General features: G+C 54.6%; 17 protein-coding genes. 12 read left to right on the top strand and 5 right to left on the bottom strand.

Going from position 1 to position 16,227, the window contains the following annotated elements; all coding sequences use genetic code 11:
* The first annotated feature begins 20 nt into the window (after positions 1 to 20).
* From OEZ10_10835 to OEZ10_10805, 7 genes are all read left to right on the top strand, one after another.
* The gene (locus tag OEZ10_10835) at positions 21 to 722 is read left to right on the top strand and encodes a cytochrome c3 family protein (protein ID MDH5633474.1); all 702 of its coding nucleotides are present in this window, start codon (positions 21 to 23) and stop codon (positions 720 to 722) included.
* Between the two features lie 69 nt (positions 723 to 791).
* The gene (locus OEZ10_10830; protein MDH5633473.1) at positions 792 to 1,403 is read left to right on the top strand and encodes a cytochrome c3 family protein; all 612 of its coding nucleotides are present in this window, start codon (positions 792 to 794) and stop codon (positions 1,401 to 1,403) included.
* 1 nt (position 1,404) lies between these two features.
* Positions 1,405 to 1,845 (top strand): cytochrome c3 family protein, encoded by a 441-nt coding sequence (locus tag OEZ10_10825; GenBank protein ID MDH5633472.1) that lies wholly within the window; start codon positions 1,405 to 1,407, stop codon positions 1,843 to 1,845.
* A gap of 83 nt (positions 1,846 to 1,928) precedes the next feature.
* On the top strand, positions 1,929 to 3,896 hold the full coding sequence (locus OEZ10_10820) for a hypothetical protein (GenBank protein ID MDH5633471.1): 1,968 nt from the start codon (positions 1,929 to 1,931) through the stop codon (positions 3,894 to 3,896).
* Positions 3,893 to 5,020: a 6-bladed beta-propeller gene (locus tag OEZ10_10815; GenBank protein ID MDH5633470.1), complete on the top strand. Its 1,128-nt coding sequence runs from the start codon at positions 3,893 to 3,895 to the stop codon at positions 5,018 to 5,020. Before OEZ10_10820 ends, OEZ10_10815 begins: the two co-directional genes overlap by 4 nt.
* Positions 5,021 to 5,025: 5 nt before the next feature.
* The gene (locus tag OEZ10_10810) at positions 5,026 to 6,930 is read left to right on the top strand and encodes a hypothetical protein (protein ID MDH5633469.1); all 1,905 of its coding nucleotides are present in this window, start codon (positions 5,026 to 5,028) and stop codon (positions 6,928 to 6,930) included.
* Positions 6,931 to 6,932: 2 nt separating this feature from the next.
* Positions 6,933 to 8,240 (top strand): hypothetical protein, encoded by a 1,308-nt coding sequence (locus OEZ10_10805; protein ID MDH5633468.1) that lies wholly within the window; start codon positions 6,933 to 6,935, stop codon positions 8,238 to 8,240.
* A 42-nt stretch (positions 8,241 to 8,282) separates the two neighbouring features.
* Here OEZ10_10805 and OEZ10_10800 read toward each other — a convergent pair whose 3' ends face one another.
* From OEZ10_10800 to OEZ10_10780, 5 genes are all read right to left on the bottom strand, one after another.
* Positions 8,283 to 9,065: a transposase gene (locus OEZ10_10800; protein MDH5633467.1), complete on the bottom strand. Its 783-nt coding sequence runs from the start codon at positions 9,063 to 9,065 to the stop codon at positions 8,283 to 8,285.
* A gap of 228 nt (positions 9,066 to 9,293) precedes the next feature.
* Positions 9,294 to 9,899: a peroxiredoxin family protein gene (locus tag OEZ10_10795; protein MDH5633466.1), complete on the bottom strand. Its 606-nt coding sequence runs from the start codon at positions 9,897 to 9,899 to the stop codon at positions 9,294 to 9,296.
* Positions 9,900 to 10,167: 268 nt separating this feature from the next.
* Positions 10,168 to 10,788 (bottom strand): peroxiredoxin family protein, encoded by a 621-nt coding sequence (locus OEZ10_10790; GenBank protein ID MDH5633465.1) that lies wholly within the window; start codon positions 10,786 to 10,788, stop codon positions 10,168 to 10,170.
* 259 nt (positions 10,789 to 11,047) lie between these two features.
* Positions 11,048 to 11,425 (bottom strand): hypothetical protein, encoded by a 378-nt coding sequence (locus OEZ10_10785; GenBank protein ID MDH5633464.1) that lies wholly within the window; start codon positions 11,423 to 11,425, stop codon positions 11,048 to 11,050.
* 75 nt (positions 11,426 to 11,500) lie between these two features.
* The gene (locus OEZ10_10780) at positions 11,501 to 12,133 is read right to left on the bottom strand and encodes a zinc ribbon-containing protein (GenBank protein ID MDH5633463.1); all 633 of its coding nucleotides are present in this window, start codon (positions 12,131 to 12,133) and stop codon (positions 11,501 to 11,503) included.
* Between the two features lie 163 nt (positions 12,134 to 12,296).
* On the opposite strand from OEZ10_10780, the gene OEZ10_10775 reads away from it, so the two are divergent.
* From OEZ10_10775 to OEZ10_10755, 5 genes are all read left to right on the top strand, one after another.
* Positions 12,297 to 12,845 (top strand): peroxiredoxin, encoded by a 549-nt coding sequence (locus tag OEZ10_10775; GenBank protein ID MDH5633462.1) that lies wholly within the window; start codon positions 12,297 to 12,299, stop codon positions 12,843 to 12,845.
* Between the two features lie 76 nt (positions 12,846 to 12,921).
* Positions 12,922 to 13,881, top strand: coding sequence for a pentapeptide repeat-containing protein (locus OEZ10_10770; protein MDH5633461.1), 960 nt, complete (start codon positions 12,922 to 12,924; stop codon positions 13,879 to 13,881).
* Between the two features lie 387 nt (positions 13,882 to 14,268).
* Positions 14,269 to 14,682: a CBS domain-containing protein gene (locus OEZ10_10765; GenBank protein MDH5633460.1), complete on the top strand. Its 414-nt coding sequence runs from the start codon at positions 14,269 to 14,271 to the stop codon at positions 14,680 to 14,682.
* Positions 14,683 to 14,744: 62 nt separating this feature from the next.
* Entirely contained in the window at positions 14,745 to 15,158 is a 414-nt protein-coding gene (locus tag OEZ10_10760; GenBank protein MDH5633459.1) for a CBS domain-containing protein, read from the top strand.
* 121 nt (positions 15,159 to 15,279) lie between these two features.
* Positions 15,280 to 15,939 carry a site-2 protease family protein gene (locus OEZ10_10755; GenBank protein ID MDH5633458.1) on the top strand — a complete coding sequence of 220 codons (660 nt, stop codon included), beginning with the start codon at positions 15,280 to 15,282 and terminating at the stop codon, positions 15,937 to 15,939.
* Positions 15,940 to 16,227: the final 288 nt, after the last annotated feature.

The raw sequence follows: 16,227 nt of genomic DNA, 5'->3' as shown, positions 1-16,227 counted from the left end.
AGAACGAAGCGAGGTGTATCATGAAAAACCTGTTAAAAATCGCTGCCGCAGTCGCCCTGGTTGTACTGGGCTTTAGCCCACCGGCCATGGCGGTTCAGAACGTTGCAGCAACCAAGCACAACCTGTCCAGCACCAACCCGGACACCGTAAACAATATCTCCACCCCGACAACGGCATTTGTCTGCGGCTTCTGTCATTCACCGCATACTGAAGCCGGTGGCCCGGCCCCGTTGTGGAACCGTGGCGCTTCTGCGGCGACCTACACCATGTACACCAGCCCGACTATGGACATGACCGTAGCTGGCGCGCCTGCCAGCATTTCCCAGGCCTGCCTGTCCTGTCATGACGGTACCGTTGCCTTCGATCAATTGATCAACGGCGCCGGTTCTGGTGGATACAATGCCGCTGGCGCTAGTCAGGGATGGCAGTTCCAGATCAACGGTGCCAACGTTGGTAACACCATGGCTGCCGCTCCGGGTGGCGCTGTGACCAACCTGGGTACTGTACTGACAGGCGACCACCCGATTTCGGTCACCTATGATCCGGCGCAGGATCCGCAGTTTGTCGCCCTGGCAACCGTACAGGCTTCAACTCTGCAACTGTATGGTGCTGGTACTGACCAGGTGGAATGTGCAACCTGCCACAATCCGCATGAAGCCACTAACCCGACTTTCCTGCGGGCCAGTATCGACACCCTGTGCACCACTTGCCATATCAAGTAAGCGGTGTATTATTCAGGTAACCATAATAATTATAAGCAATAATATTAGCTGGAAACTGGGGGGAGGAGCATGAACAACAACAACACCATCATGCTCCTCCTCATCGTTTTTCTGGTCTCCGCTTGCACCAAGGACACGATGTCACTGTTTTTCGACGTGCCTCCGCCTACCGTCGAAGAAATGGCGCAAAAACGCGCCGCCGAAGCCGCGCAACGGCTAAAACCCCAGGATCAAACCATTGATGATCAGCTGAAGCTGAAAAAATTGCAGCCGCATGAACTGGCCGGCAAACTGGCCGCGGCCACAGAATTCAACCAGGCCATGCAATACCTGCCCAAGGATATGTTCGGTCAGCCTGACTGGCTGGCCGCCATGGACCAGAACATTATCTGGCCCCGCAGCCATATTGGCACCGACAACATCAGCAAATTTGTGTTTGGATTTGATTTTTTCCTGAAAGGCCCGACACCGGTCTTTGATGCCTGGTTTCCGCATTCCCGGCATACCGAATTACTGGATTGCGCCAGCTGCCATCCGAAAGTATTCAAGTATCGCGGCACACCCATCACCATGGCCGAAATCCGCGACGGCAAGTACTGCGGCACCTGCCACGGCAAGGTCGCGTTCCCGGTAGATGTGGCCTGCGCCCGCTGCCATACCGGCATGCTGGGAGGGCAGTAACATGCGGCGCACAGTTACCAAACCGGCAGCCAAGACCATCTTGATGCGCGCCGTATCAGCCATGATTGCCGGCGGTACATTGTCATTGGCATTGCTTGTCGCCACCGTGCCCAATACCGGCCATACCGCCGAAGACCGGGCGCTGGGGGATATCTTTTTCAAAGGCTCCGGCAAGCGTCTGCAGTTGCCGCCAGCGGTGTTCGAGCACTGGAAACATCGGCAACGCTACCGCTGTTCGGTCTGCCATGAAAAACTGTTTGTATCCAAGGCCGGCGCCAACCTGGCGACCATGAAAGAATTAATTGATGGCAAGTACTGCGGTGCCTGTCACAACGGCAAAGAAGCATTCAATATTGAATTCGCCAGTTGTACCCGTTGCCACCAGGAATATAAAGGCCCGTCGACACAAGGCGCGGCCGATACCACTGACAAGGGAAAATAGCGGCATGGTTGCAGACAACGCTGCACAACCAGCCCCATACAAAACGATCAAAACGATAATCGCTGCGCGCGGGAGAAATGTTCGTGAACCGGAACAACATCGCCACCTTGTTGCTGCCCGGCCTGTTGTTGTCTTTTCCGACTTACGGCCAGGACGCACAGGAGAATGCTGATGCCTGGTTCTTCAGCTCACCACTGTCGTGGAACCTGAGTCTTGATTATGACGGGCGCTGGAATACCACCGAAACCAGCCCCGGCACCCACAGCGATACCTCTACCGAACGCTGGGCCACCAAGCTGACATTCAAAAAACGTTTTGCCCTGCTGGACCCCAAGATTGCCAGCTTCGCCGTCAGCGCCAAGCCGGTATTTATTCAGCAATCCACCTACACCGACGTGTCCGGGCAAACTCTGGAAACCGAAAGCACGGCCTGGGACTACTCCGCCGCCATGAACCTGCTGCAGGGGGCGCGGGTGCCGTTCAGCATTGCTGCCTCCACCAGCCAGTCCTCCGGCTACACCGAGGCGGAGCTGGGCGGCGAAACCGAGTTTATCAATGATCAGAAAAGCGTCACCCTGAATCTCAAGAATCGCTGGCTGCCTTCATACATCAGTTATTCCAGGAGCTACAGTGACCTGCTGACTACCTCCACCCTCGCCGGGGCTGACTGGCACAATGAATACGAAGTCGAAACCACCGGCTTTTACAGTCGCAGCTCCAAGCTCAGTTTCAGCCTGGTCAACACCGATTACACCGATCTCCTTGTACCGCTGCACGATTACAACAGCAAGCGCGGCTGGCTCAACCACACCCTGGGCTGGGGCAAAGGCTCGCACCTGCAAACCTTTGGTGATGCCGTCGAGCAAACCGGGTTTGGTGCCTATGACCGGAAATCCTTGTCGGAAAACCTGCGCCTGCAACATACACAGCGATTCAGAACCGACATACGCTACGGCTACAATGAATCCACCCAGGTTGGCACCTCCATTGGCCAAACGGGACAAATTGATTTTTTCCACGAACTCTACGCCAACCTCGATACCAACCTGGGATACGTGTACAAGTCTACCGAGTTTGACCTGGGCCGGGAGGCCTCGGCCGGACCGCGCTACTCGGTCAGCTATGTCAAAACCATCCCATGGCATGGCGCCACAATCAGCATGGCTGTGAATGGCGCGCAACTGGACACCGATCGCGAAGCCCAGAGCCAGTTGCTCAGCATTATTGACGAAGCCCATACCACCGATATTACCGGCATCATTACCCTGAACCAGCCGTATGTGGATACTGCCAGCATTGTTATCACTGACATTATTGGCACACCCTATATCCTGGGCACACACTACACGGTCGCCACGGTCGCCAATATTACCGAAATCCAGGTGATCGATACCGTTGTCATCCCCACCGGCACAACGGTGTACGTGGACTACAACTACCAGACACCGCCGGCCATGGATTACACATCAAAAACCAATGGCGGCAACATTAACTTCCGTGTCAAAGGTGTACGACTGTACTACCGCTACGCCAGCAGCAACACGGAAGTCAGTACCGGTGCCGGCAGCAACTTTATCGCCGATTCGGAAGATCAATCCACCGGCATTGAATACAGCGGCGGTTTCAAAGGCATACTGCTCAGTACCGGATACCATTACAAGGATTCTGTGGTGGGCGATTACGAAACTGAAACCACCAACCTGTATCAATCGGCATCAGCCAATATCACGTCGCTGATCAGTATCCAGGAATCCGTCAATGTAGGCAGGAGCAACACCACGCTTTCTGATGTGGATAATTCCGGTGCGAAATTAATGGCCAACTTCAATATCCCGTGGTTTGGCCTGACAATCAATTCGCATGTAAACTACTGGCGTCGTGACGATAGCCTGGGCAACAATGACCGGTTCCTGTCTCACGGCGCCAGGGTCAACTGGCGCTTCTTCCTGGTACAGCTCAGTGCCGGGCTAACCTTTAGCGACTGGGATGGCACGTCCCGCAATACCGAAGAAACCCGGTTCATGGTAACGCTCACCCGGAATTCACAGTGATCACACAACGATTAGTACTGTCTGCGCTTATGGCCGCTTTCCTGGCTGGCCACCTTGCCGTGGCCGCCGACAGCAAGTCTGCGCCAGCCAAGCATGCCAGCCCTGAAGAGCTGCCCGAAGAACTGCAAGCCCAGGCCGAAGAAGCGGACAAGAACTCACCGGCGAAACTGGCGTCCGAGGCGGCGGTAAAGGCACTTGTCTGGCCGGCGCCGCCACTGCCGGAGCGTGTGCGCTACGCACACGAATTTAACAAGGCAATCGATCTCGGTATCAAGCCGTCTTTTTTCTCACGACTGTTCGGCTGGCTCACCGGCAACAAACCCTGGCCCATGGTACGGCCCTACGCCATTGCGGCCGACGATGGACTGATCGCCATCGCTGACCCCGGTGTAAAATCCGTGTTTCTGTTTAACCTGAAAGACAAGGAACAACTGCGGATTCACAAGGTCGGCAAAGACGTGCTGGAGTCGCCGGTGGGCATTGCCCTGAGCGATACGCGCCTGTTCATCAGCGATTCAAACAAGGCACAACTGCACATTCTTGATCGCGAAGGCGAGCACCTGAAATCCGTTTCATCGCTGGCGCGACCGACAGGACTGGCCTGGCATGCCGAGACAAAACGCCTGTACGTCGCCGACACGCTGGCACACAAGATTGTCGTGTTCAATGAAAACGGCGAGCAGCAGTTTGAATTTGGCCGGCGCGCGGACAAGGATGCCGGCTTCAACTTTCCCAGCCACCTGGCGGTTCATGGCAACCGTGTTTATGTGAATGACACCATGAACTTCCGGGTACAAATCTTCGACCTTGAAGGCCAGTACATCAGCAAGTTCGGTGTGCACGGCGATGGCTCAGGACAGTTCTCGCAACCCAAGGGCATTGGTATTGATGTCGCCGGCCATATTTATATTGCCGATTCGGTGTTCCACAAGATTCAGATTTTCGATGACCAGGGTCGATACCTGTTGGATATTGGTCAGCAGGGCCGCCGGGCCGGTGAATTCTGGTTGCCGGCAGGTGTATTCGTTTACAAGAACCGCATCTATGTCGCCGATTCCTACAATCGCCGGGTGCAGGTTTTTGACTATACTTACAAAGGTAAAGGCAAAGGTTCCCAGGAGTGATGGCTATGACCAGGAAACAGTTCAACGCATTCATCGTAACTGCCCTCCTCGGCGTGCTGTCGCAGCTGGTTCCGGCAGTCTCCTGGGCCGGCGCCGGTATTGCCGCCACCCTGCACAATCTTTCTGTCAGCGGTCCGGGCGCCATAAAGAGCAACAAAGTTACCCAGGTATGCGTGTTCTGTCACACGCCGCATAAATCCCAGGGCATGGTAAACGGCGCGCCGCTGTGGAATCACACGCTCACTACCGGCCAGACCTACACGGTCTACGGCAGCAGCACGCTGGACGCCGCGCCCGGCCAACCCACGGGCAAATCGATTTTGTGCCTGTCTTGCCATGACGGCACTGTTGCAATGGGCGCATTGACCAACCCGCCAAAAGGAGGTCTCGATGCAGTTATGTCAAGACCCATGCCGGCGAGAGCAAGGGGTCACGTCCCGCCTGTAGTGCGAGGACACATCGGAACAGACCTGAGCGATGACCACCCGATTTCATTTGCCTACGACAGTACGCTCGCCATCAATGACGGCCAGCTACACGACCCCAGCCTGATCGCGCCGCTACTACTGGAGGACGGGGAAGTTCAATGTACAACCTGCCACGACCCGCACGAAAGGGATATCAAGCCATTCCTGCGCGTGACTTCGCTTAATGGCCAGATATGCACCACGTGCCACAACAATAGCGGCTGGATCGGCTCAGCGCACCAGACCTCGACGGCAACCTGGAATGGCGCCGGCATCAGCCCCTGGATCAACCGTCGGCCGGAATGGGTCGGCGCCAATGTCGGTGAAAACAGTTGCTTTAATTGTCATGCACCGCATAACGCCGGTACACCGGTACGCCTGCAAACAGCATCAGAAGAAGAGACTTGCTTTAATTGCCACAACGGCAATACTGCGGCCACCAATATCCAGGCAGAATTTGCCAAGCTTTCAACACACCCGGTATTGACTACACCCAATCCAAACCATGATGCGGCAAGCGTGGAAGATCCGTTGACCATGAGTCCGCATGCGGAATGCGCCGACTGCCACAATCCGCATACGGTAACATCCGCACCGCCGATGATCTCGTTCAATCCCAACAACCCGGCACAGGTCACAACGACACCGCCTCTGGCCAATGCGCTCATCCAGGGCGTCAAGGGCCTGGATATCAACGGCAACGTGATCAACAGCGTGACCAACCAGTATGAACTGTGTTTCAAGTGCCACGGCGTGCCAGGCAAAGGGGCTTGCGGCAGCCCTATCGCCACAGAGCGCTGCGGTACAGCGACGGGCTACCAGATGACCCGCGCAGACCAGATTTATAATATTCGGGACAAACTCAATCCGAATAACCCGGCATTGGTTTCGTATCACCCGGTGGTGGCCAACAACCCGGCCAATAATGGTGACGTGGTAACCTTGAGCGGAGGGGGACTGACTGTCCCGCTGGATAATACTAACAGCCTGATTTATTGCACCGATTGCCATAACAGCGACACATCTGATGCAGCAGCAGGGCCCGGCGGTGGAACCGGCCCTAACGGACCGCACGGCTCAAACCACGAAATGGTATTGTCCGACAAATACAGTATGGACCCAACCCTGGCCACCGGCACAGCAGACGCTGCCCTGTGCCTGAAGTGTCACTCGGAAGCATCGTTACTGACCAACCCTAGCGGTTTCAGTCACCAGCTGCACATCGAGGATCGCAAGAATGCCTGCGTGACTTGCCATGATCCGCATGGCTCAACCGTATTCCCGCGACTGTTGAACTTCCTGACCTACAGCAATGTTGGCGGTCGCGTAGTTCAGATTCTGCCGAAGAATTTTGCCATCCCGACATGGATTGATAAGGGCGTGAATTCAGGGGAATGCTGGTTGAGTTGTCATAACTCCGATCACAGCGGGCGAGGCTATTAAACATGCTGCCCAAGGGAAAAACGCTGTTTTTCCTGACTTTCACCGCCTGCTCGACGCTCGCCTACGCGCTGACACCGACCGCCAGGACGCAAGCAGCGGATTTTGAAATCTCCGCTCGTGACTCGTTTCAATCGCGTGTCAGTCTCGGCGCAAACAAGCAAGATGGCCACTACCTGGTCACCTGGTCTGACCTCGCCCGGGATCGCATGAATGATGTCAATATTTATGGTCGCCTTGTCGATGCCAACGGCAAACCTGTCAGCAAGGATATTGGCATTGCTACCGGGGCAAAAGGCCAGGCTATTTCTGCCGTAGCGTATGATCAACACAAAAAACGTTACCTGGTCACCTGGTCTGACTGGCGCAATGCAACAACGGTTGAATCAGATATTTACGGCCAGTTTGTTAATGCCAACGGCAGCCTGCAGGGAAAGAACTTTGTTATTAGCGAAAACCGTGCTGCATCACAGAAAGATGTGGCGGTTTCCTATGACCCGGTTCGCAGGCAGTACCTGGTTGCCTGGAAACACGGGTCCTCCAAAGGACCGGAACTGATACGCGCCCGGTATATTACTGCCGATGGCAGGGCCAAGGGCGATGAGTTCCAGGTGGCAGAAGGCAAAGGCAAGCAGGATCGACCATCCTTGTATTTTGACCCGAAACGCCAACGCTTCCTGGTACTCTGGCGCGACACAGTTGACGGCCACCTTGAAAAAACCACAGCGATTCGGGGCAAGGGTATTTTTTCCATGTTCATCAACCCCGACAAACCCCACAAGGCCGCGCCGGGAAAATTGATTGATATCGAAGATGACGCCTGCCTGCCAACATCACTGTATGCCGCTGCTTATTCGCCTGATGCCGACGTATTCATGGTGAGCTGGACCACGGGGCGCGACTACCAGAAGCTGGGACTGGACTCCTGGGGTGCCATCATCAGCGCGGAAACCGGAGAACATATGGTCAAACCGTTCGCCATTGCCCGCGCCAATGACTACCAGGAATTCCCTACCGTTACATACGACAGGCACAACAAGCGCTTTCTTGCGGTCTGGTATGATTTACGACGTGATCACGGTGCCCGCAATGCCGATATCTACGGGCGCTTTGTTGATGCCAGCGGGAAAATGAGCGACGAATTTGTCATCTCGGATTTAAATATGAAAGGTGCGCGCCGCTTTCCTGTTGTAGCCTACAACGCTGCCCGGGACAGCTACCTGGTATTCTGGCAGGACCAGCGCCTTAAAACACCCGAGCGACCTTACGCTAAAATTTTTGGCACGGTTAAAGCCGGATCAGGAGTGAAGTAACAGGGTTAGGGTCGGACCTGCGTAACCCGCTGTCTTTGTTACTTATCTTTCCAAAATAACCTGGTTATTACCCCTTAACACGTGCATTTCATGGCCAAAATGAGGCGTGTAAGGCAGGGCCGATTCTCGTAGCACTTGAACATCCCCGTCAGTCTCGACATATCTATGCAGCGCTTTCACGCCCAGTGCAGCCTTAGCCTCAGCAAGAAATTCCTGACTCCCTACGGCGATAGCATCGGTCCAGCGACTATCATACGGGATCGCACCCATCGCAAGCGCCTGCTCGCTCCAGTTTAGACAAGCGGCGCGAAGTTGCTCCGATGTCGTAAAGCCGAACAACTTCATTAGTGTCGGCTGATCGATGACACGATAACGATCCGGTGGAACCTGGATCTCGCGAAAACCGGAAGTGTCCCATTCCAATGGTTGTGCGACCGCGCCGGCACGAACCATGTTCAAGTCAATATATGTCATGCAGCGGGCCAGGTGCGAATCGGTATCCACCAGCGTCGCGTGATAGCGGTCTTCCCAAAAAGCACCCTTCCTGTTTTTACGCTGGTTATATTCCTGGGCCGTGCGCCCGGCGATTAACTGCATGCTTTTGGCAATCTCGCCCCGACCACGATCCTGAACGAGAAGGTGAATATGATTGGACGTAACGATGTAATTCAGAACGCAAAGACCATAACGTTTTTTGGCTTCGAACAACCAGTAGCGCCAGCGCTGCCGATCTCTAACAAACTTGAGCAGGAATTCTTTCTTGTGGCAGCGATGGGTAATGTGCAACACATACCCGGGCATAAAATTACGATTGGCGCGCGGCATGGCACTTCCTCCTTAAAGTAATCATTTCATCCATGAAATGGCCGGTCTAAGTGTGTTCTAACACGGTCTGCAGCGTCAATGTGTTTTTGTTTCAGCTAGTTGCGCGGGTCCGACCCCAATGGACACAGCTAGTTGCGCGGGTCCGACCCCAATGGACCCCAATGGACACCCCGTCCTGCCGTGGCAGAACGGGACAGCCGCAGAAAGACGATTTCCCGACAGGCTGGATCAGGCGCCCACTGCAGCCCTGAGTTGCGGGCGTGGAGCTGCCGCCGGGGCCGGGGTATCCAGCTTTTCAGTAGCGGCGATAAACCGGTCCACCAGCTTGAGGGAGATGTGTCGCGCCGCATCACGCGAATAGTAGGTCGCCCTGACCTTGCCGGTCTGATCAATCAGGAAGTCGGCCGGCATCAACGGCTTGAAGGCGCCTGCGCTGGGCAGGAAGCCCTTGGCAAACGCGGACATCATACGCGGGAAGTTGAACATACCCTTCATCAGGGCGCCCCAGGAGGACTCCACACCGTAAAGCCTGAACACATCTTTCTCCGGGTCTGCCAACAGCGCAAACGGGCGATTACGGTTACCGAGAAAGCGTTTGACGGTATGCGGGGTGGAATAGAACACGGTGACAATTTCCAGTCCCTGCTGCTGGTAATGGTTGTAGCGGCTGGTCAGCTCAAACAGTCGCAGGTTACAAAACGGGCAACCGGCATCACGAAAAAAGGACAGCAGCACACGCTTGCCCCTGAAATCGCTCAGTCGAACGGATTGACCATGAAGGTCTTTTAATTGAAAGTCACGCAGCGTCTCGCCCGGCCGAACTCGATCTCCCATAGTACATCTCCACGATCTTGTAGTTATTGAATACCAGTGTGCAGGCGCAACGTTCGTGGAGTGGTCTTCCCGTCCGGCGGCGCCAATGCGGATGATTCCGCTTTTTGTTTACTTAAAATCTAGTCGCACAAACAGGAAAATCCATGTTTACCAAAGAAAAATGGCGGGATTCAGCTGACCGCCAGACTGGCGGTCAGCTGAGCAGGACAAATGGCCCCGGATAGGGCCAGTTTTTGCATGGCAAGATTTGACCCTTTGGTGAGCCCGATCAGGCCTTGCCAAGGCTCAACAAAGTTTCGATGTCCGGAAGCTCCAGCTCCTTTTCAAGCGCTTCGTGACGGCTGTTCATCACGGTGATGAACTTCTCCACCATTTTCAGCGAGATGTGATTGGCGGCATTTCGCGAATAGTAGGACACGCGAACCAGTCCGGTTTCGTCGATCAGAAAATCCGCCGGCATCAGCGGCTTGAATGCACCGGCGGCAGGCATGAAGCCCTTTGAGAACGCGGAGAACATGCGTGAGAAATTGAACATGCCCTTCATCAACATTCCCCAGGACGATTCCACGCCGTACAACCTGAAGATTTCCCGGTCCACGTCAGCCAGCAACGGGAACGGTCGTTCACGCTTGCCCAGGTAACGCTCGACCACGTCAACAGACGAGTTGAATACAGCGATAATCTCCAGGCCATGACTGCGATACTCGGCATGCTTGCGGGTCAGCTCGTAGAGACGCAGGTTACAGAACGGGCAACTGGCATCACGGAAAAATGACAGCAACACATTCCGGCCCTGATAATCACTCAATTGAATCGGGTCGCCACTGATATCGGGCAGCGAAAAATTGCGCGCCATCTCGCCTGCCTTGACCCTGTTTCCACTGCTCATAGCCCATCCTCACAAGTCTGTGATTATTTATGTTTACATTCGGTTAGTTGTTTTCGGGCAAATCAGGCGCAAGACCTGCGCCGTTAACCCCTGCACGATTTAAAGATAGACCAGAAAACAGCAAACGCTACGCATACAATCTGCTCAAGCGTCCGAAAACGTTGATTAGCCGATACTTGGGGGGCTGGAACGGATAAATGGCGCAAGACCTGCCACGGGATCGCAGCAACTTATCGGGGAACCGGCGCAAAGAGACTGACTAGTGCAGCCTGGGAAAATCCACCACGGCCTGTTTTTTGTATTCTTCATCGAACACGAAATCAATAGAGATGCCATCATCGGCATCGTCTATCTTGACCTGCTTGAGATCCGGCAAGCGGTTGGCAAGCCAGGTGCACATGGCCGCGGCCTTGGCTTCGTCATTGGACTTGATGGCATGGACAAGGTTGGCTGCAACAAAGCGGCTGCACTGGTCAAGATCGGGCTCGATGACATGCTCGCCGTCCAGCATGATGCCTTGTTTCATTTTCCGGTCCATCTTTTCCAGGTAGGCACCCTGGTGATCAGGCAATTCGCGTGAGCGATCGTATTCAAGCTGGGCTATGCCGTTTAACAATACGGCCATCATATGATTCATGTTCAATTATCCAGTTAAGCATCCGGACAATGACAGCAATGCTGCCCTGTCCAGCGTTATTCGGTTCTGCCGATTTCAGGAAACCGGCGCTAACCCGGCCTGGCCGCAAAACTCGCAAGCCGGCAGTGAATTTGTATCGGCCGGTACCGCGACCCGGGCGCCGCAACTTTTGCAGTGATACATACCGGCGCGATATTGTTTGCCAGGTGTCGGCATGATCTTGGTCATTACCGGCTCCTGTCCCCGGTATTCCTGGCCGCCGCAATTATCACAGACAGGCAAAGTCGTGGTCGCTTCAGTAAACAACACGTTCTGGCCACAACCCCGGCACTCGTAACGACCGGGCTGGTACACGGCCACAGTCTCGGCTTTGGCCATGGCCTCGGCTTCTGCCTCTGCCTGCGCTTGTGACAACTGTTCGCCCAGGGCAATGGCTTTGGCTTCCGCGGCCCTGGCTTCCGCCTCCGCCTGCAGTTGTTCCTTGGCATAGGCTTCGGCGCGCGCCTCCGCCAGCTCGGCATCGGCACCGGCCCTGGCCATTTCGTCCTTCAAGGCGTCCAGCTTGAGCCTGGCGGCCTTGGCGGACATCTGTGCGTCCGCCGCCTGGCTGGCCAGTGCCTGGGCCTTGGCCTGGGCGGCCTTGGCCTCATTCATAATCGCAACAATCTGCTGCGCCAGTGCCTTGCTCCATTCTTCAGCCGATGGCATTCCATTCTCCATTGTGTTTTCGGGGCTGTACCTGCAGGTCGCAATCATACCCTGACCACCTTCAGGGTAGAAGCCTAATCCCGGGCATATATATAATGGTAATCATTATTCCGACCACCGGATTTACCGGGTCTTCCGACCCGACTGATGGAGCCACATACCAATGAACCCGAGACGTATTTTCAGATTTGCAGGCACCTTTGTGTTGTCATTATTCTCGGCGCTGAGCGCCGGCGCCCAACCTGCCCTGAAAACCGGGGACCAGGCACCGTTATTCAGCCTGCCGGACCAGGACAACAATGTCGTCGAACTGGCCACGTTTCGCGGGAAATGGGTGATTTTGTACTTTTACCCCAAGGACGATACGCCGGGCTGTACCACCGAAGCCTGCAATTTTCGCGATGACATTGAACTCATCCACAAGATGAAAGCCGTGGTCCTCGGTATTAGCACCGACGACAGCACCAGCCACAAAAAATTTGCCCAAAAGTACAGTCTGCCATTTCGGCTGCTGGCCGACACTGCCGGTGACGTTGCCCGCCAGTACGGCAGCATGCGCTCCATGGGGCCGTTAAAATTCGCCAACCGGCACAGTTTTATCATTGATCCCGAGGGCAACATCGCCGCCATCTTCAGGACTGTCAGCCCCAAAACCCATAGCGCGGACGTTCGCCAGACTCTCGCCCGGTTGCAACACGTGGCCGGGAAATAGTCACGTCGGCCGGCAATACAGGTTTTTCGACCCGGGCCGATAACCTTCGCAGGTATCTGTATTCAGGGACTGCATCATGGAATGCAGCTTTACATCTTCTTCCGGAAAAACCTGCGGCGCCGAAACTGACGGCAAGCCCTATTGCTACTGGCACAGCGACGACGACATCAAGACTGAACCGGACCTTGTCAGCCTGCTCGAGGAGCGTGCCCGCTCCGGACGGCCGATGCGCTATTTCAAATTGCGCAATACCAACCTGGAAAACATTGATCTTGTTAATCGCGGCCAGCATCGCGGCTATCAACTGGTTCATGCCGACCTGTACCGCGCCAACCTGCAGCATGCTCACCTGTTTGCCCTGGACCTGTCATTCAGTTCATTGATGAAGGCTGACCTGACCGGCGCCAACCTGCACTCGGCCAATCTTGAATACACCAACTTGCTTGGCGTCAAACTGGATCATGCGAAACTCGAAGGTGTTGAGTGGGGTGACATGGTGCGACAGGAATGGCAAGGAGACAACGAACCGGATCCAAAGAAACAGAAACAACTGTATTCCGAAGCCGAGGAAATCTACCGCGTTATCGGCCGTGTCATGCGCAACCAGGGTATCACGTCAAAAATCGGCTGGTTTCTTTATCGTGAACTGGTTGTAAGACGGAAGCAGTTGCCAAAACCATCGCTGAAGCGATTTGTATCGTGGCTGGTTGATGGCTACTGCGGTTACGGCGAAAAACCCTTGCGCATTATTGTGTCCAGTCTTGCCCTGGTTACAGTGTTTGCCCTGCTGTACTCAGGCATCGGCCTGCAGCACGATGGCGCCATCCAGAATATGACCAATACCACGGGCCTGCCGGACAGGGTCAAACTGTTTATAAACTCGTTATACTTCAGCGTGGTCACCTTTACCACCCTGGGTTACGGAGACTTTTCACCCGTTGGCTGGGCGCGACCGGTGGCAGCGATTGAAGCTGTCATTGGTTCATTCACCAATGCCTTGTTCGTTGTTGTTTTTGTCAGGCGCATGACCCGCTAGCGGGTACTTGACAGGATTTTCCGTAAATCAACGGCTCGCTGGCGGGCAGTGTCCTGTCGCAGCAACACCTGGCCAAAGCGCCAAAAAGTTCTGCTTTTACAGGTATAAATGACAATTACTACGCACCAATCGAATAAAATGTTCAGGCTACTTTGACCCCGGTCATGGTTTTGTATCCTAGCCTGCCTCCATAATGATTGCCGTACTGAACAGGCCATCGCGCCTGGAAATTTCTGGTTTTGTATTGTTGCGAGTTTCACGGCCGGCCCTGGGCACCGTCGGACATGGTCAACAGGGAAAACTGAAACGAACCAATTCATGGTCGGCGTGAACCTCGCGTCCAGGCACAGGCAATGGGGCCGGTGTCCAAATACGAGGAGAGATACCATGAAGGTTCAGGAAATCATGACCGCCAAGGTTGAAAGCATCAAATCCACCGCCACGCTCAGACAAGCCGCCAGGACAATGAAAGATCTCAACATCGGTTCTCTGCTCATTATCGAAGATGACCAGTTGCTTGGCATTATTACCGATCGGGACATCAGCTGCTTTGCCATTGCCATGGGCCACGATCTCAATTCGACACCGGTAAGCAAGGTCATGACCAGGGAAGTCACCACCTGTTTTGACGATGCCGACATCAGTGAAGCTGCCCGGCTGATGGAAGACCAGAAAGTAAGGCGACTGGCTGTACTGCGACATGACAACAGCATGGCAGGCTTCCTGTCTGTCGATGATCTTGCGCGCTATTCACACGAACTGGCCGGCGAAGTGCTCAAGGCCGCAGGATCAGCTCATTAATATCTCATTGCGTGCGGTCCGCGAACGCCGGGCCGGTGCCGGAACAGATAAGGAGAGATACCATGAAAGTCGAAGAAATCATGAACCACAAGGTGGAAGCCATTGCGCCAAACGATACGATCAAGGAGGCTGCCCGCAAAATGCATGACTTGCATATCGGTGCACTGACCGTCATGGATGGTGACGAACTGGTAGGCATCCTCACGGACCGCGATATCTGCTGCAAGGTTACCGCCATGGGTCGCGACGCGGTTATGACCCGGGTCAGGGAAATCATGACCAAGGATGTTATTACCTGCTATGCAGACCAGGATATAGGCGAAGCGGCAGACCTGATGATGAGCAACCATATCCGCCGGCTGGCAGTAACATCGCGCGGCAATTCAGTCACCGGTTTCCTGTCAGTCGATGACATTGCGCACACATCCTATGATCTCGCCAGCAACATTCTGGAATCGTCCGCGCCGATTCATTAACGGGTTTCATATTTGCAGCAACCGGGGGGGGCGCCAGCTCCCCTTTCTTTTGTGGCCGGTATCAGCAGCAATACTAATTGATACATTCTTTTTTGTTCTGCTTCGTTGCTATACTGACGGCATGATTGGCAACGAACTCAGCACTTTCCAAACCATAGCCCTGTCGGCCCTGCCACTGGTGTACGCCATTGTGCTGCACGAAGTTGCCCATGGCTGGGTAGCCAATCGTCTCGGTGATGACACGGCTTTGCGCGCAGGCAGGCTCACACTCAACCCGGTTCGGCACATCGACCTGGTAGGTACAATCATTGTGCCACTGGTGTTGTTGCTGACAGCCGGCTTCGCCTTTGGTTGGGCCAAGCCGGTACCGGTAAACTTCGGTCGGCTGCACCAGCCAAGACGGGATATGGTGCTGGTCGCGGTGGCCGGACCGGCTGCCAACCTGCTGATGGCAGGATTCTGGGTCCTGGTGCTGAAACTGGCAGCAATGCTGGCGCACACCACGCCGGACGCGAGCCTGGCCCTGTTCTACATGGCCCTGTTCGGAATTATCATTAACGCAATTCTAATGATTTTCAATCTCATTCCCTTGCCGCCGGCTGACGGTGGTCGCATAGCCGTAGGTATTTTGCCGCGGCCGGCGGCCATGTTGCTGGCCAGGATCGAACCGTTCGGGCTCATTATTCTTGTCATTCTGCTGGCAACCGGCATCCTGGGCAAATTACTGAATCCGGTTGTCAGCCTTTCCCTGGAGCTGGCACGTCAGGTATCCGGACTGTAAGTCATGCAAACGCGACCCGTGATATAAAAGATGTATCAAAATATCATGAAATACTGTTGCACCTGAAAAAACCATAATAAACCCGATATCTTCTGTACGAACTGCAACCAATGACCTATTATGTAGGCCACAAGCTGCATTGGCTTTGAATCCATCCCAGTAGTTGCCGGTTTTTTCTGCATTATCTCGAATGTGGACAGAACACGGTTGTAGATGTTGGATGGTGGAGGTCAAGAGGGATGTTACAGCAGGTAATAAAAAAATGGAGCTTGGCTATTTCTATAACTA

This window comes from Gammaproteobacteria bacterium (assembly GCA_029880545.1).
Classification (GTDB): domain Bacteria; phylum Pseudomonadota; class Gammaproteobacteria; order Acidiferrobacterales; family SZUA-150; genus JAOUOD01.
The sequence above is the reverse complement of the archived record's forward strand: the minus strand, read 5'-3'. Positions and strand labels throughout refer to the sequence as shown.